Source organism: Levilactobacillus sp. FUA 3915 (genome assembly GCF_044053135.1).
Lineage (GTDB): Bacteria > Bacillota > Bacilli > Lactobacillales > Lactobacillaceae > Levilactobacillus > Levilactobacillus lanxiensis.
Genome location: NZ_CP168704.1, coordinates 310,047 through 330,116, shown reverse-complemented (window position 1 = coordinate 330,116; position 20,070 = coordinate 310,047). Strand labels below are relative to the sequence as shown.

Sequence of the window (20,070 nt, the reverse complement as noted above, 5' to 3'; positions counted from 1 at the left end):
CGGGTCGTGGCGTCTTTCGTCTAGTTCGTGTATTTGAATGGTAATTGGTGTTTGAAATTGGCAAAGCCGGTAAACATGTCGTCAATCGTGGCGGCATCGATGAAGAGGTTCATGTTTTCTTGGGGTGCAAAGCCTTCATCACAGCTCTTCTGCATCATGGCCACCAATTGATCGTAGTAGTGGTCAATATTGAAGAGGGCGATGGGCTTCTGGTGAACGTTGATCTGACTCCACGAAAGCATGGTCGTGAATTCTTCAAAGGTCCCGAATCCGCCGGGGAGCACGATAAAGGCATCGGATTGGCGCATCATTTCATCCTTACGTTCGTCCATGGTGCTGGTTTCAAGCAACGTAGTGATGTCCGTTTTGGCCAGGCCCATTTCGCTCAGAAAGGTTGGGATGATTCCGATGACCTCACCGCCAGCATCCATGGTTGCGGTGGCAATGGCGCCCATGAGGCCTTCCTTACCGCCACCGTAAACCAGTGGATGGTGATTGTCGGCCAGGTATTGGCCCAAAGCATTCGTTTCTTTTAGAAAATTCGGATTGTAACCGTGGTTGGAACCACAGAAAACACAAACATTTTTAACAGTTGGCATAGGATTACCCCCAAAGTTTTTAGTCTAAATAATTATACCGCAAAATGGTTCTATCCTGGTGAATAAAGTCACTTAGTTAATGTCCGACCTTAACATTGTAGTTTTGATTGTCGCCGGCTGGCTTGCTGAGTAAGCTAGGGGTAATCAAAATGAGTCGGTGTTAAGGAGGATGAACAACATGGCATTTAAAAGAATTGTCGTCGCTGGTGGTGGGACCCTGGGCAGTCAGATTGCCTACCAAACAGCCTATAGTGGGTTTCAGGTGACTATCTATGATATTAACGCAGCGGCCATCGCGGCGGCCAAGCGGCGCATTGCCACCTGGGACCAGGCCTACGCCCAGGAAATGAATGCCACGCCAGCCGTGATTCATGACACGAATGACCGGTTAGCCTTTGCGACCGACCTGGAGACGGCGGTGGAGGACGCGGACCTGGTGATTGAGGCAGTGCCCGAAGTCGTGGCCATTAAGAATGACTTTTATGCGGCACTGGCCAAGGTCGCACCCGCTCGCACCATCTTCGCAACGAACTCCTCAACCATGGTGCCCAGTCAGTTCGCAGCCATTACCGGGCGGCCAGCCCAGTTCATGGCGCTACACTTTGCTAACCACGTGTGGGAAAACAACATGGCGGAGGCCATGGGCCACCAGGGCACGTCGCCTGAGGTGTACCAGCAGGTCGTGGCGTTTGCCCGGCAAATTGGGATGGTCGTCATCCAGCTACACAAGGAGCAACCCGGCTACATTCTCAATACGATCTTAATCCCATTCATGGATGCGGCACTGGTTTTATGGGTCCATGAGGTTGCCGACCCCCAGACGATTGACCGGGCCTGGATGGTGGCCACGGGTGCGCCCATGGGACCCTTTGGCATCCTCGATGAGATTGGATTACGGACGGCCTACAACATCATGTTAGCGGCCAGCACGGCGCCGGGAAAGGGCACGTTAGTCGACGTTGCCCACAAGATCAAGTCAGAAATGATTGATCAAAATAAATTGGGTCAGGAAAGTAACCAGGGATTTTACAGTTATCCGGCACCGGCGTTTGCGTCGGCGAAGTTTTTGAAGGATGATGGCAAAGATTAATGGTAGAGAGTCGGAGTCTGGTGAGAGATTACCAGACTTTTTTGACGCACTCTTTTTTCGGGTTAGGTTGAATCTTACGCCAATCTGCCGAGATTACAAGTGAATAACGGGTATAAAATTAACTGGGGGTGTACCATAAGTGATCGATGAGATTTCCCATGAAAATCGTTATTTCCACCATTGAAATAGTTATTTGCACAGTCGCCAACGGGTCATGGCCGACTAAAATTTAAGCGCAAAAAAACCGGCAACGCCAACCCTCTGAGGGCTGTGCGTTGCCGGTTTCTACGTTTATTAATGTTGGGAATCGTCTGGGTCGGCGGGTTCGCCAATGTTGTAGTCGTCGTTGCTCATGGCTTCAACATTCCCCAGGAGATAGCCGTTACCGACTTGCGAGAAGAAGTCATGGTTGGCGGTCGACGTGGAAATTCCGTTCATGACCACGGGGTCGACGTCTTCAGCCGTATCGGGGAAGAGCGGATCCTGACCAAGGTTCATCAGCGCCTTGTTGGCGTTGTAGCGAATGAAGGTCAAGACCTTGTCGGACCAGCCGATTTGGTCGTATAACGTGTGGGTGTATTGTTCTTCGTTGGCGTATAGCTTGTACAAGAAGTCGTACATCCAGTCCTTCATTTGTTGCTGCTCATTGTCGGTCAGCTCTTTCATGCCTAATTGGAATTTGTAGCCAATGTAGGTGCCGTGAACTGATTCATCTCGCAGAATCAATTTGATGATTTCGGCGACGTTGTTCAGCTTGTTGTGCCCCAGGTAGTAGAGCGGGGTGAAGAAGCCAGAGTAGAACAGGAAGGTTTCCAGAAAGACACTGGAGATCTTTTTCTTCAGGGGATGCTCATCGTCGTGGTACAGGTCATAGATGCGCTCCGTTTTGTTTTGTAAAAATTCTTCCGAATCACTCCATTGGAAAATTTCATCAATTTCGTCCGGGGTATTCAGCGTGGAAAAAATCGTCGAGTAACTCTTAGCGTGAACGGATTCCATGAATTGAATGTTGTTCAGGACCGCCGTTTCGTGGGGCGTCCGAACGTCGCGTCTCAGGGCGGCCATGCCGTCTTGGGATTGCAGGGTATCTAGCAGGGTCAAGCCCCCGAAGACGTGACCCACGACCCATTTGTGGTCGGTATCCAACGTCCGCCAGTCGTCCAAGTCATTGGAGACGGGGATCCGGGTGTCTAACCAGAATTGTTCCGTTAATTTTTCCCAGGTGGCCTTGTCGATCTCATCGGAGACCTGGTTCCAGTTGATTGCGTTATAATTTTCAGTTCTTGCCATGTGCGGGCACTCCTTTTAGTGTGCGTCTGTTTGTTCCCAAAACAAGTCGTCGGACCGGTCTAAATGACACAGCTTTCACACTGGTTGGCGCCGACTTCGTTGTTGTCGTCGGTGAAGGTCCGAACGTAGTAGAGGGACTTGATGCCCTTGTGATAGGCGTAGTTCCGCAGAATACTCAGATCCCGCGTGGTCATCTTATCGGTCCGGCCATTCTTCCATTCGTACAGCCCGGTTGGCATCGTGGAGCGCATGAACAGCGTCAAGCTCATCCCTTGATCCACGTGCTTCTGGGCGGCCGCGTAAACGTCAATGACCCGGCGCATGTCGGTGTCGTAGGCGGACTTGTAATACGGCATGGTGTCGTTGCTGAGGTAAGGCGCTGGGTAGTAGATCTTCCCAATCGTCTTTTCCTGACGTTCTTCGATCCGGTTGATGATGGGGTGCAGGCTCGCAGTCGTGTCATTGATGTAGGAAATGGACCCGTTAGGCGCAACGGCCATCCGGTTTTGATGATACAGGCCGTCCTGCATGACAGCGGTCTTCAAGGCTGCCCAATCTTCCGGCGAGGGGAGCCACACGTCGGCAAACAATTCCTGAACCTTCGTGTTGGCTGGCCGCCAGTCGGTCGTGGTGTAGCGGTCAAAATAACTGCCATCGGCGTAGGCGCTCTTGTCAAAGTTGTGGAACGTTTCGTGGCGTTCCTTGGCAATTTGGTTAGAAGCTTTCAACGTCCAATAGTTCAGCAGCATGAAGTAAACGCTGGTAAAGGCGATGCTGTCCTTGGAACCGTACATCATGTGGTTCTTGGCAAAGTAGCTGTGTAAGCCCATGGCGCCCAAACCAATCGTGTGGGCCAATTGATTACCCTTTTGAATAGAAGGCACCACGTCGATGTCGGAGTGGTCGGTAACAAAGGTCAGGGCCCGCACCATGGTCTCGACGGAATGGCCAAAGTCGGGAGCGGCCATGAGGTTGACGATGTTCGTTGAGCCCAGGTTGCAGGAGATATCGGTGCCCAACTGGCTGTATTCTTGGCGATTGTTGACAGTGGAAGGCGTTTGGACCTGCATGATTTCTGAGCATAAATTACTCATCACGATGCGCCCGTCAATCGGGTTCTCACGGTTAGCCGTGTCGATGTTCACAATGTAGGGGTAACCGGATTCCTGTTGGAGCTTGCCAATATCGGTTTCCAGGTCCCGCGCCTTCAGTTTCTTCTTATGAATGTCAGGGTTGGCGACCATGTTGTCGTATTCCTGGGTGATATCCACGTAGGAGAAGGGTTTGCCGTAGATGCGCTCAACGTCGTAGGGACTGAACAGGTACATGTCATCGTCGGCCGCACAGAGCTCGTAGAATTTATCGGGCACGGTGATGCCTAAGGATAACGTCTTCAAGCGAATCTTTTCGTCGGCGTTTTCCTTCTTGGCACTCAAGAAAGCCACGATGTCTGGATGGAAGACGCTCAGGTAAACGACCCCGGCGCCTTGACGTTGGCCTAGTTGATTAGAGTAGGAGAAACTGTCTTCGAGTAATTTCATGACGGGCACGACGCCGGATGCAGCGCCCTCGATGTGCTTGATGGGATCACCGGCCCCCCGCAGGTTGGAGAGGCTAATGCCGACCCCACCGCCGATACGGGACAGTTGCAAGGCCGAGTTGATGGTCCGGCCAATCGTGTTCATGTCATCGGTCGACTGGATCAGGAAGCAGGAGACCAGTTCGCCCCGGCGAGAACGACCGGCGTTTAAAAAGCTAGGCGTGGCCGGTTGGTAGCGTTGGTGAATAATTTCATCCGCTAAATCGTGTGCCAGTTGTTGGTCCCCATCGGCGAAGTCCAGGGCGTTCATGGCGACCCGGTCGATAAAGTTTTCTAAGTAGTAGTCGTTGTCATCCGTCTTCAAGGCGTATTGAGCGTAGAACTTATAAGCGGCCATGAAGGATTTGAAATGGAAATTCTGCGCACGCATGTAGGCGTACAGGTCTTCAATAAAGCTCATGGGATAGGCGGCGATGACGGTTTCTTCAACGTAATTGTTGGCAATTAGGAAATCAAAACGTTCCTGTAAGGAAGCAAATTTCTTGGTGTTGGGAATCACGTTTTCCTTCAGAAAGGCTTGGAGGGCCTCTTGATCCTTGTTCAACGGAATTTGACCGTCGACGGGGATGTTGATTTCGTTATTTAAGTCGTAATACGTCACGTCGGTTAAGTCTTTTAAAGGCATACTGATCAACTCTTCCTTCTCTTAATTTGCGTAAAATTCAAACAAAAATGGCGGCACCGTGAACAAACACGACGTCGCCAAGACGGGTTTGTGCCGAACTAAAAAAGGCTTAGCCCGCGATTTGTGTTAATTGGTCTGGACGGAAGCCATAGAAGGCTGGCATGCCCGGTGCTTCAACAACGGGAACGGCTTGGAAACCCTTCTCCTTGAGGTACGTCACATATTCGGGGTTTTGGTTAATATTCCGTTCTTCAAAATCCACGTTATGTTCGCTCAGAAAACGCTTTGTCATCTTGCACTGCATACAATTGTTCTTTGAATAAACTGTTACTTTCATGGTCGACACTTCCTCGTAAAATTCATTATCAATGTGTTCAGTGTACACCAGATATGGAAAATTACAATCAAAAAAGACACTATATTTGGTAGTTGAAACATACAATAACTACCAAATATAGTGTCTGAACTGATAAACTTTTTTTATTAGCCACCAACGACTAACTACGGTAAAATAGTCAGTAAAGGTGGCGGAGAAATTGACTAATCACTATTATACACAAAATCCAGACGTTTTACACGAGGAACATCATTGGCCGTTTACCCTCTTAGGCAACGAATTGTTGTTTACCACCGACAACGGTGTTTTTTCTAAAAACCGGGTGGACTACGGCTCACGGGCGCTGCTGAATGCGTTTAACGCCGACAAGACACCGGCTGGTCCTTGGTTGGATCTTGGCACAGGTTACGGCCCAATCGGCCTGGCACTGGCGAAGAAGTGGCCTGATCGCCAGGTCACCATGGTCGATGTGAATGAATTAGCTTTGGATTTGGCCCGGCAAAATGCGGTGGCCAATCAAATTGAAAACGTGGAGATCAAGACCTCAGACGTGTATACCCACGTCACGGAGCGTTACGCGGCTATCATTACGAATCCGCCCGTTCGTGCCGGTAAGCAGGTGGTAACGACCATGTTGACGGGGGCTAAGGATCATTTGCTTCCAGGCGGGACGTTGACCGTGGTCTTACAGAAGAAGCAGGGTGCACCGTCGGCCGAGAAGACCATGAAAGAAACGTTTGGCAACTGTACAAACATTAAGAAGGATAAAGGCTACTATATCTTAGAGAGCACACTGACAGCCGATTAGCTGAAAGGAGGGGTCCCCGTGCGCGACCAGAGTTATACCGGATTACAACGTCACTATATGGAAGAGGCCCTCTTTGAAGCGGATCAGGCCGCCATCATTGGTGAGGTGCCCATTGGGGCCGTCATTGTGCATGATGATCACATCGTGGGGCGGGGGCACAACCTCCGCGAGCACGGCAACGATGCCACGATGCACGCCGAGGTGCGGGCCATCGAAGAGGCTTGTGGGACCTTAAAGAGTTGGCGACTAGAAGAGTGTCAGCTGTACGTGACGATTGAACCGTGCCTGATGTGTAGCGGCGCGATTATTAACTCACGGATTCCCGAAGTCTTTTATGGCGCGCGTGATCCGAAGGCGGGCGCAGTCGATAGTCTCTACGAAACGTTGACGGACACGCGGTTGAATCACACCGTGAAGGTCCATGAAGGCTTACTGGCCAAGGATGCTGGTGAGCGAATGGTCAGCTTTTTCCAGGCGGCTCGCAAGCGGCAGAAGGCAGCGAAGAAGGCTCGGCAAGCGGCCAAACGCGCAGAAGCTAACAAGACGCTAGACAGCAAGAATAAATCATGATACACTAGTATTTGCCGTAAAGGCCTTGGAGCAAGGGTGGGCTTACGAATCGTGTCAGGTCCGGAAGGAAGCAGCACTAAGTTCGTTTCGCTTTGTGCTTCAAGTTTATGTGATAATTCCAACTCCTAGTCCGTGGACTGGGAGTTTTTTCGTGTCCAAATTTAGCTAATTAAGTTCCCAATTAAGTTCCGGTAAATCTCCGACCTGAGTCGTGACAGGACCCGGTCAAAAAGGCTATAATGTTAATCAGTGAATTTAAGCAAAATGGGTAAAATTAAAAGAACGTTTGCGTCACACGTAAAGAAATTTTTCGACTTATTTAATGATATAAGCAGGTCGATGAGGCCTAGACGGCAAAGTTGATGAAAACACCACTGGAAAATAAATAGATAGTATCGTGTGTCTATTGAATGGGTTAGCGGGTTAAGTCGATGTAAGCCGCAGGGCTGGTGAAAATGAGCTCAGCCGTGGGAGTTACCTTAGCGGGTTCCCCGCTTAGGTAACTGCTATCTTTGAGACGTGTTTCTCAGCGGCTCAAAGTAAGTCTGGAGACCGCTTCTCAGGCTCCAGACGGGCGCCCACAGCGTCACGGCTCATTTTCACCAGCCCGGAGGCATGAAACAACGACTAAAGAAAGGAACAGATTGCATGGCTTATCAAGCACTTTACCGGGTCTGGCGGCCCCAGCGATTCGAGGATATGATTGGGCAAGAAGTCATTACCCGTACCTTGAAAAACGCCATTACGACCAACCAAATCAGTCACGCGTACCTCTTTGCTGGTCCGCGGGGAACCGGGAAGACCTCGGCGGCTAAAATCTTTGCGAAGGCCATCAACTGTCACCATCAAACGGACGGCGAACCCTGCAATGAATGTGAGACCTGCAAGGCCATCACTGAGGGGACGCTCAACGATGTGATTGAAATCGATGCGGCTTCGAACAACGGGGTCGAAGAAATTCGAGATATCCGGGATAAGGTGAAGTACGCGCCGACCGTGGCCGATTACAAAGTCTACATTATTGATGAAGTTCATATGTTATCGACTGGAGCGTTCAACGCACTGTTAAAGACGTTGGAAGAGCCACCGGCTAACGTGATTTTCATTTTAGCCACCACGGAACCCCACAAGATTCCGGCCACGATTATTTCGCGGACCCAACGGTTTGATTTCAAACGAATTGCGGCCAATGATAGTTATGCGCGCATGACTTATATCTTGGACCAAAAGGGTGTCACTTACGATGAACAAGCCGTTAAGGTGATTGCCAAGGCGGCCGAAGGTGGTATGCGGGATGCCCTGAGCATTCTCGACCAGGCGCTGTCCTTTGGGGATAATGAAATTACCCTGGATAACGCGTTGTTGGTGACGGGGAGTGTGACCCACGAACTGTTAGCGACCTACGTGCAACAGGTGCTGGCCGGAGATACCAAGGCGGCCTTAGCCACGCTCCAATCCGTTTTGGAAGCTGGCAAGGATGCCGAGCGGTTCACCGAGGACGTCATCAGCTATGCCCGCGACCTGTTATTATACCAACAGGCGCCTCAGCTGGTCGAAGAGGCCGAGATGGGCAGCGTGAGCGAGGACTTCCAAGCCTTAGCCAAGCAAACGCCAGCGCAGACCATGTACGCCATGATCAATGAGTTAAATGCCATTCAACAACAGATGCGGTTTACGACCCATCCCGACGTTTATCTAGAAATTCTGACGATCAAACTGGCCGAGATTGGTCGGCAGGTGGGGGCGGCCCAACCGGTAGCACCCACAGCGGCAGCATCCGCTGCGCCACAGGCAGCCGCTAGTTCAACTGAGCTGACCTCCCTGCAACACGAGGTCGACCAGCTACGTAACACGGTCAAGCAGTTGGAACAAGCTCCGGTTGCGGCAAAACCCGCAGCGGCTAAGCCACGAACGACGAAGGCGGCCCCGGTTAAAGAAGTTAACCTGGCAAAAATCTATCCCGTTCTGGGGTCGGCTACGCGGGAGAAGTTAAACCAACTTCAAGAAGTTTGGCCCGACCTGCTGGATACGTTATCTATTACGCAGCGAGCCGTGATGAAGGTGTCGCAACCGGTAGCGGCAGCGGATTCCGGGGTCATTGTGGCCTTTGATTATTCCTTCCTATACCAGCGGGCGACGACCGATCACGAGTTGACCGATGCCTTAGAAAATGGGTTGGATCGCATGATTGGGACGGCCTTACCCGTCGTCTTCGTGCCGAAGGATGAGTGGCCAACGATTCGAAAGAATTATTTGACAGATCACCGTGATGAGCTGCAAAATAACGCTGAGTCACCGGAACCAACTAAGCCAGCACCTAATCCCGTCGTCACCAAGGCGGAAGAACTGTTTGGTAAAGATGTTGTTGATGTTAAAAATGATTAAAACCTTGAAAGGATGATTAATGATGCGGAACATGGGAAATATGGGGAACATGATGAAACAAATGCGCCAAATGCAAAAGAAGATGGAAGAGGACCAAAACAACTTGAACGCCCAAAGCTTTACCGGCGTTTCACCAGATAGCATGGTCCAAGCCACCTTTACCGGTGAACGGAAGATGACCGACCTGACCATCAAGCCAGAAGCCATCGATCCCGATGACCCTGATATGTTGGCCGACTTAGTCCTAGCCGCCGTTAACGACGCCCTGGGCCAAGTTGATGCAGCAACGAAACAATCCCTGGGCAAATACACGCAAGGCATGAACATTCCCGGGATGTAATTTAGAAAGGACGTTGTGACCATGCAGTATCCAGAACCGATTGCCCAACTGATCGACAGCTACATGAAGCTGCCGGGTATTGGGCAAAAGTCAGCGACGCGGCTGGCCTTCTTCACGATTGATATGCAAGAAGATGACGTCACGGCGTTTTCCAAGGCATTAATTTCAGCCAAAAAAAACCTGCACTTCTGTTCCATCTGTGGGAACATTACCGAGAGTGATCCGTGTGTCATCTGTACCGACAAGACGCGGGACCAATCGCACGTCTTAGTGGTTGAACAGGCCAAGGACATCATGGTGATGGAAAAGATGAAGGAATATCATGGCCTGTATCACGTTTTGCAAGGTGTCATGTCACCGATCGAAGGCAAGGGGCCGGAAGACCTGAACATTGCCAGCCTCATCAATCGGTTACAGCAGAATCCATCCATTAAAGAAGTTATCATCGCGACCAACGCCACGCCAGAAGGTGAAGCCACGGCCATGTACCTGTCTCGCTTGATCAAGCCAGCGGGCATCAAGGTTACGCGATTAGCCCACGGCTTGTCCGTCGGCAGTGATATCGAATACGCGGATGAAATGACGCTGTTCAAGGCGGTTGAAGGTCGAACGGAAATGTAGAGGAGGGTTGCCACATGTTTGGACGAAAGAAACGGCAACTCCCACGGTTAAAGGCCGCGTACGATGAACAACTCCTGTTGAGCATCGACGACGCCAAGGACCGTTGGGACCACGCCAAGCAAACGGAAGAGGCCATTGCGGACGCCGACAATCAAATGACGGCCAACACCGCGCTGGCCCGGCAGACGTACCTCTTCTTGTACCGCGAAGCCCGTCGCCGCCACGTCAGAGGAAAGCACATCTCTGCCGCAGTGTTCCGCGATTAATTTAATAAGTAGTAAGGGAAAGGCGAAAGCGTTAAGCGGTTCGTCTTTTTTTGTGCTCGCATGTTGACGGCGCGTGTAGAATTGAGGAGAGTGAAGTTGAAGAAATTTAAGCAACGCTATGGTAGTTGTTGAAATTGGTTTTGTGTTCTCTAGTTACCGTGCGTATAATAGAAAAATTATTATGTCAGTCAGACAAGCATAGTGCGTGAACGTGAATGACAGCGTTGGTGAAAAGTCCACGCAATGTCAGTGACCAGAGGCGGGCCAAACTGACCAGCTGTGTCGGTGCTCTTGACTGAGTGAACTTCTCAGTCTAGAGCACGGGACGACCTTGGAAACTCGCGACCCACAGCGAGGTTTCAAGGCGAGGCGGAAGACCGTTTCTCAGGCTGGAGCCGGCCCCACAGCAGGGCGGTTTGAGCCCGCCGGCGGGAACGAAGTTGAACGCAGACATTTTCACCAACGCCAAGTCGTGAACTTTTGGTAAGAAACAGGCGAAAGCTAGCGATGCAAATAGACATCAATTCTGAATTCAAGTACAATATAACTATCAAACAAAAATGGGGTCGAGTATGTTGTCAGGAACGTTTATTAGTTTTGAAGGACCCGACGGCGCCGGGAAGACTAGCGCGCTGCAGGCCATTACCGCACAAATTGCGCCTGTGTTGGGTGACCGACTCACGATTACGCGAGAACCCGGGGGCAACCCGATTTCTGAAAGTATTCGGGCCATCATTTTAGACCGCGCCAACACGGCGATGGATTACCGCACGGAAGCCTTATTGTACGCAGCGGCTCGGCGGCAACACTTAGCGGAGACCATTTTACCCGCACTAGCCGATGATAAATTGGTGCTGTGCGACCGTTACGTGGACAGTTCCGTTGCCTATCAAGGTGCTGGCCGTGAAATCGGGGAAGCCGCCGTTGCCCAAATGAATGAATTTGCCACGGACGGGCTGTTGCCCGAATTAACCGTGTATTTCGATGTCCCGGCTGAAGTGGGGTTACACCGAATTCAAGCGCACCGGGACCCCAAAAAGGTCGACCGGCTAGACGTTGAGCAGGCGGCCTTTCACGACCGGGTCCGGGCTGCTTATTTGCGCTTACAAGCTGCGCACCCGGAACGCATCAAACTGATTGATGCCACGCAGGCACCTGAAGTCGTGGTGGAACAGGCGTTGGCACTCATCAAGCACACGGCCCAAGCTTACTTTTAGCACCGGCATTGAGGGAGGAAACCAGTTATGAAATTATTAATCGCCATTGTCCAAGATAAGGATGCAAACCGTCTCAGTAATGAATTTATCGATCACGATATTCGCGCGACCCGGTTATCCACGACCGGTGGTTTCTTAAAGTCTGGGAACACGACGTTTATGATTGGGTTGGAAGATGAGCGCGTCGATGAGGTGCTGGACATGATCAAGGAAGCTAGCCACACGCGCCAGCAGTTCATGACGCCACCCGTTAACCTGGATGCCCAACTCGATAGTACTTCCGCCTACCCGGTCGAAGTGCAAGTCGGCGGGGCCACGGTATTCGTGATGCCCGTTGAGCAGTTCCACCGTTTTTAGGAGGAAAATATGACCGAAGAATCCGTGGTCGCCACGGCCCAACGGCTTCAGCCGCAACTCGTGACCCACTTTATGCAACTGATTCAAACCAATCATCTGGCGCACGCCTACCTCTTTAATGGTGCGGACGGGACCGGCCGACAAGAGGTTGCGCGGACCGTGGCCATGCGGTTATTTTGCCAAAATGTCACGGCTGAGGGCTTGCCCTGTGGGACCTGTGCCGAGTGCCGGCGCATCATGGCGGGCGACCATCCCGATGTAGTCAGCGTGGTTCCGGACGGCCAGCGTATCAAGGTCGACCAAGTCCGCTACTTAAAGGCGGAGTTTACCAAGAGTGCGGTGGAGGGGAATCAAAAGATCTTCATCGTCGACCAGGTCGACCGGATGACGACTGGGGCCGCCAATAGCCTGTTAAAGTTTATTGAGGAACCCGTGGGCAACACGGTGGCGTTATTGTTGACGGCCAATAAAAACCTGATTTTACCCACGATTTTGTCGCGGACGCAGGTCGTTGACTTTCTCCGGGTGTCGCCACGAGCCTTGACGGATGCCCTAGCCACGGCCGGCGTCGTTCCCAGTCAGCGTTACTTATTGACCACCTTAACCGAAAGCGTCAGTGCCGCTTTGGAACTGACGGCGGATGACTGGTTAAAGGACGCCCAAGCGGCGGTGGGCCAATGGTTAGCCGCCTGCTGTGCCAAGGATGAGCGGGCCTTTGTCCGCGTGCAAACGGACCTGGTCCCACTGGGCAGTAACCGAGATCGGCAGGGGATCATTTTAGACATGGTCGTGCAGGCCTGGCACGATGCCTTACGCCAACAGTCGGGGACGGTCGGTCCAGATGACCTGGCCTATCCGCAGGTGGCGCAGGCGAGTCGTGAGGTGGGTCAACGCCTATCCATCGACCAGCTGGTGGCCATCATGACGCTGACGCTCGCCACGCGCGGGCAGTTGGCCGGGAACATGAATTTTCAAGCAATCTTAGAAGCCTTAACGTTACAGATTCTGGCGCAAATGCGCTAAGACTAGTCAGCATTGGAGGGGTGGCAGCTTTGGATAAAGAAGAAGTTTATGATCAATTCAAGAGTCTTGAGGGTCAGTTGCAGCAGATGCTCGCCCAATTCTCTGACTTACAAACGCAGATGACGCAGGTGTTTGAGCAAAATGCCGAATTGGAAATTGAGAATCAGCACTTGCGGGACTTGGTGCGGGAGCTACAGAAGACATTGCCCGAGGATCCCGAAACACCCCAAGGGCTCTCCAAGTCGCGACAGATTCTGGAGAAACTTTACGAGGAAGGCTTTCACGTTTGCCGGGAATTCTACGGAACCCGGCGCAAGCAGGATGAGGAATGTGCCTTTTGCCTGGAAGTTATTTACCGCGATCAGTAGGAGGCCACATGATGGAACGAACACGGAGTTTTAAGGACGATGCCCAGGGTCATTTATACCTGGTGCCAACGCCCATTGGGAACCTGGACGACATGACCTTTCGGGCGGTTAAGACCCTGAAGGCCGCCGATTTAATTGCCGCCGAGGATACCCGTAACACCCAGAAATTATTAAATCATTTTGAAATTACCACGAAACAAATCAGCTTTCACGAGCACAACACGCAGGAACGGATTCCCCAGCTGGTCGCCAAACTCCAGCAGGGACAAGACATTGCCCAGGTCAGTGACGCGGGGATGCCATCCATTTCGGATCCCGGCCATGAGCTGGTCAATGCCTGCATCGCGGCGCAAATCCCCGTGGTTCCGCTACCTGGGGCCAATGCAGGGTTAACGGCGTTGATTGCCTCTGGTTTACTACCCCAACCGTTTTATTTTTACGGTTTCTTGGATCGCAAACCCAAGGATCAACGGTCTGAAATCGAGGGCTTGGCGCAACGTCCAGAAACCTTGATTTTCTATGAAGCACCACACCGGTTGAAGAAGACCCTGCAGAATCTGGCAACGGGCTTTGGGGATGACCGGCCCGCCGTACTTTGCCGGGAACTCACCAAGCGCTACGAAGAATTTCTCCGCGGGTCCTTAGCCGAATTGGCTGAATGGGCCGCCACGGACACGGTTCGAGGCGAATTCGTGGTGTTGGTTGGCGGCAACCCCGCACCCACCACCACGGCAACGACGGCGGTCGATTTGAGCGAACCCGTCGAAGTCCAGGTCGACCGGTTGATTGCAGCGGGAGAAAAGCCCAACGCCGCCATCAAAGAGGTCGCCAACCTGCGTGGTGTGAAGAAACAAGCAATCTATAATACCTACCATCATTTAGACAAGGAGTGACCTAGGTGGCCGCAAATGAATTTACCGAACCCCATCGTGTCGTTTACTATGAAGCAGACGACACCGGCCATTTAACTCTGGCCATGCTGATTGACCTCTTCGTGCTGGTCTCTGAAGATCAGAACGCTGCGCTGGGATTGACCACAGAATTTGTGCAGTCCCACGGGGTCGGCTGGGTCGTGACCCAGTACCATATTCAAGTGACCCAGTTACCAGCGATTGGCGACCAGGTGACGCTGAAGACCCGGGCAACGTCGTTTAACAAGTACTTCGCCTACCGCGAATACTGGTTGTTCGATGCCAATGGCAATCAGTTGGCCTACGCCGAGGGCATCTGGGTGACCATGAGTTACGCGACCCGCAAGATTGCGGCGATTCCTGCCGAAGTCATGGCACCTTACGAGAGTGAACCGAGCGTACGCTTGCCGCGGTTGCCCCGGCCAGACCGCTTACCTGAGGAAACCACGTTGGCGGATAAACCCTATACGGTCCGTTACTTTGATATCGACGAGAACGGCCACGTTAACAACGCGCACTACTTCGAGTGGATGTTGGATGCCCTGCCGGCAGACTTTTTACGCCAGCATCAGCCCACGGATATTCGAATTCGTTATGAAAACGAAGTCACGTATGGCCGGCAAGTCACCAGTGATTACGTACAGCCGGATGACGCGTTGGTTAGTCAACATGCCATCTACAGCGGCGACGTGTTAGCTGCCAAGGCAACGATTCAGTGGCAAGTACGGTAGTCTTTTTTAAGAAAATTCAAGCAGAGAAGGTGTCGCGTCCGTCCGTTTGTGGTAGTATAATAAACTGATAAAGACAGTAAACGGGCGCAACAACCGAGACAGATGGTTAGCGGTGGGCGAGTTCGGCCACCGCTTTTCACTTCCCGGCAACTCACCGGCTTGGTGAAGTCCAGTAAAGGGGAACGCAAGTAATTATGAAGATTTTAGCAATTGATACATCGAATCGACCTTTGAGCGTCGCCGTGTTAGATGACAGCACGGTGTTAGCTGCCATCACGGTCACCGTTCATCAAAAACACGCGGAGTACCTTTTACCAGAAATTGAACGACTTCTGGAGATGGCAGATCTCAAGCCGACGGACCTTGATCGGGTCGTTGTTGCCGCAGGACCCGGTTCCTACACGGGCATCCGGATTGCCGTGACGACCGCCAAGACACTCGCCTCGACGCTCGACATTGAGCTGGTGGCTGTTTCCAGTCTGGCAACGCTCGCAGCTAACGTGCCGGTGGAAGGTGCGCTGGTGGCGCCCTTGTTTGACGCCCGGAACCAAAACGTCTTTGCTGGGTTGTACCGGATCAAAGATGGCGTGCCAACGGTCGTCATTGCGGACGCTCACACAAACATCACGCGCTTCTTAGAAGCCGTGACGGAGTACGCTGAACCCGTTTGGTTCCTGGGGGATGCCAGTCACTTTGCTGACCTAATTAACACGACCGTGTCAGCTGCAACACCCAAGATCAGTCCCTGGTTGAACCTGCCTCAAGTCGCCACCATTGGCTTACTGGGCCAAGAGATGGCGCCCGTCAAGGATGTCGACCGGTTTGTGCCAAACTATTTACGTTTGACGCAGGCTGAAGCAGAATGGCAAGCGAAGAACCCGAATAATAAAAAGGATAACGACTCATATGTTGAAAAAATTTAAAGTCTGGTATAAAAATGTTTTTGGAAGCCGGCGTGAACAAGTGCGTGAGGAAACCATGGACGTCAAGAACCACCGGGTAGACATCCGAGAGGTCACGTATTTTGTGGCCAAAGCCCTTTTCACGGACATTCCTGAAATGATTGAAATTGAACGGGCCGTCTATGCTGGCAAGGCCCCATGGGATTCCACGGCCTTTGCCAACGAGCTGCGCCGTGAAAAGGATCGGCTCTACCTGGTTATTCGTAAGGAAGATAAGCTGTTGGCCTTCATCGGCTGTACCTTTGACGAACGGACCCGGGACGCCCATATCACCAATATTGCTGTCCTACCGGAGTACCAGAACCGGGGACTCGGGCGGTTTTTATTGGCCATCATGATCAAAAAGGCGCGCAAGCTGAATTACAAGTCTGTCAGCTTAGAGGTCCGCGTCTCCAACACCAATGCCCAACGGCTCTACCGGGACTTGGACTTTGAACAGACCGGCATCAAGCGGGGCTACTATTTAGGCGACCACGAAGACGCAGCGGATATGAAATTGTATTTAAACGATGACACCGTTGCGGACGCAGACGAGTAGGCGTTTGGCCACTCGTCTTTTTAATTGAATTAGTAAATCAGATTGATAACAGAAAAGGGAGTGGGTCCAACGGATAAGCGAAATTTAATTTTAGCGTTCGAATCAAGTTGTGACGAAACGAGTGTGGCGGTCATTGAAGATGGCCACAAGATTCTGTCAAACATTGTGGCAACGCAAATCAAGAGTCACCAACGCTTTGGTGGCGTGGTGCCCGAGGTTGCGAGTCGGCACCATATTGAAGAGGTCACGCTGTGTATCAAGGACGCGCTGACCGAGGCCGAGGTCGGGTATGACGACCTGGATGCCGTGGCGGTCACGTACGGTCCCGGCTTGGTCGGTGCCCTGTTGATTGGGGTCACGGCGGCCAAGACGGTGGCCTTTGCCCACAACTTACCGCTGATTCCTGTTAACCACATGGCCGGTCACATCTATGCGGCCCGTTACGTGGAACCAATCGAGTTCCCCGCGATGGCCTTACTGGTTTCCGGTGGTCACACGGAACTGGTCTACATGCCAGCTGAAAATGAATTTGAAATCATCGGTGAAACGCGTGACGACGCCGCTGGTGAGGCTTACGACAAGGTCGGCCGGGTAATGGGCGTGAACTATCCTGCCGGGAAGACCGTGGACGAATGGGCGCACCAAGGCCACGACACGTTTAACTTTCCCCGCGCCATGGAGAAGGACGACAACTTTGACTTTAGCTTTAGCGGGTTGAAGAGTGCCTTCATCAACACGACCCACCACGCCGACCAGATTGGCGAAACGCTTAGCAAGCAAGACTTAGCGGCCAGTTTCCAACAGGCCGTTGTCGACGTCTTGGCTGAAAAGACGCAGCGCGCCCTAGCCGATTACCCCGTTCACCAGCTGATTCTGGCCGGTGGGGTGGCGGCTAATCATGGCCTGCGAGACCGTTTAGCCAGTGATCTAGCCAGCAACCCAACGACACATTTGGTCAAAGCCCCTCTGAAATTGTGTGGGGACAATGCGGCCATGATCGGCGCCTTTGCTAACGTGGCCTATCGTCACGGCGTCTTCGCTGACGCGACGTTGAACGCCGACCCAAGTTTGGAATTCGACTGGGCGGCTGACTCAGCCAAGTAGGGGACACGCGAAGGGAGCATGCGCATGACGCCAGCAGAGCTTTTGGCTTATCGGTTATTTCAGCAGGGCGTGTTAACGGTTGACGCGCCAATTCTACAGCCGTTTACCCAAGTGATTGGGATTCAGGCCCAGAATCAGCGAGTTGCCGAACTGACTGTCGCGCTACAAACGCAGGCTAGCATGGCCGAGTTGACGGCGCTGTATCAGACGCGGCAGCTGGTTCGCTCCTGGGGGCAACGGTGGACGCTCCACCTCTATACCGCGGCGGACTGGCAGTTGATGATCAATGCCCGGCAAACGGAGCGGCTTCCCAAGGCTTATTTTGTCGGTCAGTCCGAGCAGGTTCACGCCGTGGCTGATGAAATTGCGGCAGTCCTGCAGCACCAGGAGTTGTCCAAGGCAGATTACCTGGCTTGTGTGGCCGAGTTGGTCCCTGGCCTGAAACGCTCACGAAACTTTGACTACGCGGTGCTCCAGGTGTTGGAGGCGCAAGGTCGAGCCGTGATGCAGGGCCAGCCAGGGCAGAGTCAGTTTCACCTGTTTCGACCGGACTTTTCCCGGGTCGACCAGCAGCTAGCGACCCAAGAACTGATTCGCCGTTATCTTACGGGCTTTGGTCCGGCGACGTTGACGGACTTTGTGAAATGGTCGGGCGTTAAGATTGGTAAGGCCCGGCCGGCCTGGCGCGTGGTCGGACCCGAGTTGACGCCCGTGACGGTCGCGGGCGAGACACTGTGGTTAACGCAGACGGTGCCGGCCCAACAGTTACGGGAAATAACGGCAGAGGTGGCCGACCGCACGCTGATAGCGCCGCGGTTCAGTTCACTGATGACCGGCTATCAGCAAAAGGCCTGGTTAGTCGATCCTGCCCTGCAATCGAAAATGTGGACCGTGAATGGCATCCTGATGGCCCCAATTATTGCCAATGGTCAATTGGTTGGTCACTGGAATTATCAGATTTCGGGGAAGCGGATGCGGTTTATGGTAACCCGTTGGGGTGAGTTTGATCAGGCGGCGGTGGCGAAATTCTTCGAGCGTATCGCTGAGTTCTGCCAGTTAACGTATGATGGCATTTCGTTTACGTAAAATCGTTTTGAAGGTGTAATCACCTTTTGGGAATCACGATGTTGTACGCACTTAAATTAAATGAAATAACTAAGTCGTTGCCATTTCAAGTGGGAACGGCTTTTTTGTAACCGACTGAAATAGCCATTATCGCCAATGAATAGTAGTAACTAGTTAACTGATGGGGAAAATAAAAGCGGCCGTGAGTGACCAGAGGCAGGCCAAGGTTCCCAGCTGTGTCGGTGGTCTTAGCTGAGTGATTTTTCTCAGCTTAGAGCACGGGACGACCTTGAAAACTCGCGGTTCTTAGCGAGGTTTCAAGGCGAGGCGGAAGACCGGTCCTCAGGCTGGAGCCGGGCCCCACAGCAGGGGACCTTGAGCCTGACGGCGGGAACGGATGGAATCGGTCTTATTTCCCCCCACCCGGAGGCGTAATTAAAACGCTTACATGTTAATGCTGATTTGCAGTATACTGGACGCAAAGGAGTGATGTGTCATGGGTAAGCTAGAGAACAAGGTAGCCGTTGTCACAGGTGGCTCGTCCGGAATTGGACTGGCGACCATTCAAAAGTTTACGGCCGAGGGCGCGACGGCGGTGTCCGCTGACGTGACGGCTCCTGCCGATGATAGTGTGGCGTTTATCAAGACGGACGTCACGGACGAGCAGTCTCTGCAAGCGATGGTCGATCAGGTGGTCAGTCAGTACGGGCACCTGGATATTTTGGTGGCCAATGCCGGGGTTGCCGAGCAGAAGGCTGGCGTGGCCGACATGGATATGGCCAACTGGAACAAGGTGATTGCAATTGATTTGACCGGGGTCGTCTTGACCAACAAAGTCGCCGTTGCCCAGATGGTGAAGCAGGGGAGTGGGAGCGTCGTCAACATGAGCTCGATTCTCGGGGTCGTGGGCGCTGCCAAGTCGCAGGCCTATTCCGCAGCCAAGGCCGGTGTGGCTAACTACACCAAATCCCAGGCCGTTACCTATGCGCAACAGGGTATCCGGTTCAACTCGGTAGCACCAGGCTACGTGGCGACACCGCTTCTGAAGACGTTGCCACCAGAGGTGACCGGACCGATGGTGGGTAAGATGCCAATCGGCCGGCTAGCCGAACCAGCAGAAATCGCCAACGTCATTGCCTTCATCGCTAGTGATGAGGCGTCATTTGTGACCGGCGCCACGATTAACGTCGATGGCGGATACACCGCTTTATAAAAGGGTAAATTAAAACCGTTTCACTCGCGTCCCTTAGGGGATAACGGGTG

At 52.6% G+C, this 20,070-nt stretch carries 22 protein-coding genes and 1 other RNA gene; 19 read left to right on the top strand and 4 right to left on the bottom strand.

Annotated features, from left to right (window positions below; all coding sequences use genetic code 11):
* Positions 1 to 20: 20 nt before the first annotated feature.
* Positions 21 to 599: a TIGR00730 family Rossman fold protein gene (locus tag ACEPST_RS01970; protein ID WP_204120972.1), complete on the bottom strand. Its 579-nt coding sequence runs from the start codon at positions 597 to 599 to the stop codon at positions 21 to 23.
* 178 nt (positions 600 to 777) lie between these two features.
* Here ACEPST_RS01970 and ACEPST_RS01965 point away from each other — a divergent pair, with 178 nt between their 5' ends.
* On the top strand, positions 778 to 1,689 hold the full coding sequence (locus ACEPST_RS01965) for a 3-hydroxyacyl-CoA dehydrogenase (RefSeq protein ID WP_204120971.1): 912 nt from the start codon (positions 778 to 780) through the stop codon (positions 1,687 to 1,689).
* A 294-nt stretch (positions 1,690 to 1,983) separates the two neighbouring features.
* Here the strand turns inward: ACEPST_RS01965 and nrdF are convergent, their stop codons facing one another.
* From nrdF to nrdH, 3 genes are all read right to left on the bottom strand, one after another.
* Positions 1,984 to 2,979, bottom strand: coding sequence for a class 1b ribonucleoside-diphosphate reductase subunit beta (gene nrdF, locus ACEPST_RS01960; protein ID WP_204120970.1), 996 nt, complete (start codon positions 2,977 to 2,979; stop codon positions 1,984 to 1,986).
* 59 nt (positions 2,980 to 3,038) lie between these two features.
* Positions 3,039 to 5,204 carry a class 1b ribonucleoside-diphosphate reductase subunit alpha gene (nrdE, locus tag ACEPST_RS01955; RefSeq protein ID WP_204120969.1) on the bottom strand — a complete coding sequence of 722 codons (2,166 nt, stop codon included), beginning with the start codon at positions 5,202 to 5,204 and terminating at the stop codon, positions 3,039 to 3,041.
* A 109-nt stretch (positions 5,205 to 5,313) separates the two neighbouring features.
* Positions 5,314 to 5,541: a glutaredoxin-like protein NrdH gene (gene nrdH / locus ACEPST_RS01950; protein ID WP_203638964.1), complete on the bottom strand. Its 228-nt coding sequence runs from the start codon at positions 5,539 to 5,541 to the stop codon at positions 5,314 to 5,316.
* 199 nt (positions 5,542 to 5,740) lie between these two features.
* Here nrdH and ACEPST_RS01945 point away from each other — a divergent pair, with 199 nt between their 5' ends.
* The 18 genes from ACEPST_RS01945 to ACEPST_RS01860 all read left to right on the top strand — a co-directional run bounded on the left by ACEPST_RS01945 (position 5,741) and on the right by ACEPST_RS01860 (position 20,020).
* On the top strand, positions 5,741 to 6,349 hold the full coding sequence (locus ACEPST_RS01945) for a class I SAM-dependent methyltransferase (RefSeq protein ID WP_204120968.1): 609 nt from the start codon (positions 5,741 to 5,743) through the stop codon (positions 6,347 to 6,349).
* A gap of 57 nt (positions 6,350 to 6,406) precedes the next feature.
* Positions 6,407 to 6,919: a nucleoside deaminase gene (locus ACEPST_RS01940; protein WP_203644935.1), complete on the top strand. Its 513-nt coding sequence runs from the start codon at positions 6,407 to 6,409 to the stop codon at positions 6,917 to 6,919.
* A 22-nt stretch (positions 6,920 to 6,941) separates the two neighbouring features.
* Positions 6,942 to 7,028, top strand: an RNA gene (ffs, locus tag ACEPST_RS01935) — signal recognition particle sRNA small type.
* 539 nt (positions 7,029 to 7,567) lie between these two features.
* Entirely contained in the window at positions 7,568 to 9,304 is a 1,737-nt protein-coding gene (gene dnaX / locus ACEPST_RS01930) for a DNA polymerase III subunit gamma/tau (RefSeq protein WP_204120967.1), read from the top strand.
* Between the two features lie 19 nt (positions 9,305 to 9,323).
* The gene (locus ACEPST_RS01925; protein ID WP_191988081.1) at positions 9,324 to 9,644 is read left to right on the top strand and encodes a YbaB/EbfC family nucleoid-associated protein; all 321 of its coding nucleotides are present in this window, start codon (positions 9,324 to 9,326) and stop codon (positions 9,642 to 9,644) included.
* 21 nt (positions 9,645 to 9,665) lie between these two features.
* Entirely contained in the window at positions 9,666 to 10,265 is a 600-nt protein-coding gene (gene recR, locus ACEPST_RS01920) for a recombination mediator RecR (RefSeq protein WP_125765699.1), read from the top strand.
* A gap of 14 nt (positions 10,266 to 10,279) precedes the next feature.
* A complete protein-coding gene (locus ACEPST_RS01915; protein ID WP_125765700.1) occupies positions 10,280 to 10,531 on the top strand; it encodes a YaaL family protein in 252 nt (83 codons plus the stop codon).
* A 572-nt stretch (positions 10,532 to 11,103) separates the two neighbouring features.
* Positions 11,104 to 11,748, top strand: a complete 645-nt coding sequence (tmk, locus tag ACEPST_RS01910; protein WP_203644646.1) for a dTMP kinase — start codon at positions 11,104 to 11,106, stop codon at positions 11,746 to 11,748.
* 27 nt (positions 11,749 to 11,775) lie between these two features.
* Entirely contained in the window at positions 11,776 to 12,105 is a 330-nt protein-coding gene (locus ACEPST_RS01905; RefSeq protein ID WP_125765701.1) for a cyclic-di-AMP receptor, read from the top strand.
* A 9-nt stretch (positions 12,106 to 12,114) separates the two neighbouring features.
* A complete protein-coding gene (gene holB / locus ACEPST_RS01900; RefSeq protein ID WP_204120966.1) occupies positions 12,115 to 13,128 on the top strand; it encodes a DNA polymerase III subunit delta' in 1,014 nt (337 codons plus the stop codon).
* A gap of 29 nt (positions 13,129 to 13,157) precedes the next feature.
* Entirely contained in the window at positions 13,158 to 13,496 is a 339-nt protein-coding gene (locus tag ACEPST_RS01895) for a DNA replication initiation control protein YabA (RefSeq protein ID WP_125765703.1), read from the top strand.
* Positions 13,497 to 13,507: 11 nt separating this feature from the next.
* Positions 13,508 to 14,389 (top strand): 16S rRNA (cytidine(1402)-2'-O)-methyltransferase, encoded by an 882-nt coding sequence (rsmI, locus tag ACEPST_RS01890; RefSeq protein WP_125765704.1) that lies wholly within the window; start codon positions 13,508 to 13,510, stop codon positions 14,387 to 14,389.
* Positions 14,390 to 14,394: 5 nt separating this feature from the next.
* Complete coding sequence (locus tag ACEPST_RS01885) at positions 14,395 to 15,138, top strand: acyl-[acyl-carrier-protein] thioesterase (RefSeq protein ID WP_204120965.1); 744 nt, start codon at positions 14,395 to 14,397, stop codon at positions 15,136 to 15,138.
* Positions 15,139 to 15,332: 194 nt separating this feature from the next.
* Positions 15,333 to 16,061, top strand: coding sequence for a tRNA (adenosine(37)-N6)-threonylcarbamoyltransferase complex dimerization subunit type 1 TsaB (gene tsaB / locus ACEPST_RS01880; protein WP_204120964.1), 729 nt, complete (start codon positions 15,333 to 15,335; stop codon positions 16,059 to 16,061).
* Positions 16,045 to 16,638: a ribosomal protein S18-alanine N-acetyltransferase gene (gene rimI / locus ACEPST_RS01875; protein ID WP_204120963.1), complete on the top strand. Its 594-nt coding sequence runs from the start codon at positions 16,045 to 16,047 to the stop codon at positions 16,636 to 16,638. Before tsaB ends, rimI begins: the two co-directional genes overlap by 17 nt.
* Positions 16,639 to 16,698: 60 nt before the next feature.
* A complete protein-coding gene (gene tsaD, locus ACEPST_RS01870; RefSeq protein ID WP_125765724.1) occupies positions 16,699 to 17,742 on the top strand; it encodes a tRNA (adenosine(37)-N6)-threonylcarbamoyltransferase complex transferase subunit TsaD in 1,044 nt (347 codons plus the stop codon).
* Between the two features lie 24 nt (positions 17,743 to 17,766).
* Complete coding sequence (locus ACEPST_RS01865; protein ID WP_204120962.1) at positions 17,767 to 18,828, top strand: winged helix DNA-binding domain-containing protein; 1,062 nt, start codon at positions 17,767 to 17,769, stop codon at positions 18,826 to 18,828.
* A gap of 475 nt (positions 18,829 to 19,303) precedes the next feature.
* Positions 19,304 to 20,020 (top strand): SDR family NAD(P)-dependent oxidoreductase, encoded by a 717-nt coding sequence (locus ACEPST_RS01860; protein ID WP_204120961.1) that lies wholly within the window; start codon positions 19,304 to 19,306, stop codon positions 20,018 to 20,020.
* The last annotated feature ends 50 nt before the right edge of the window (positions 20,021 to 20,070 follow it).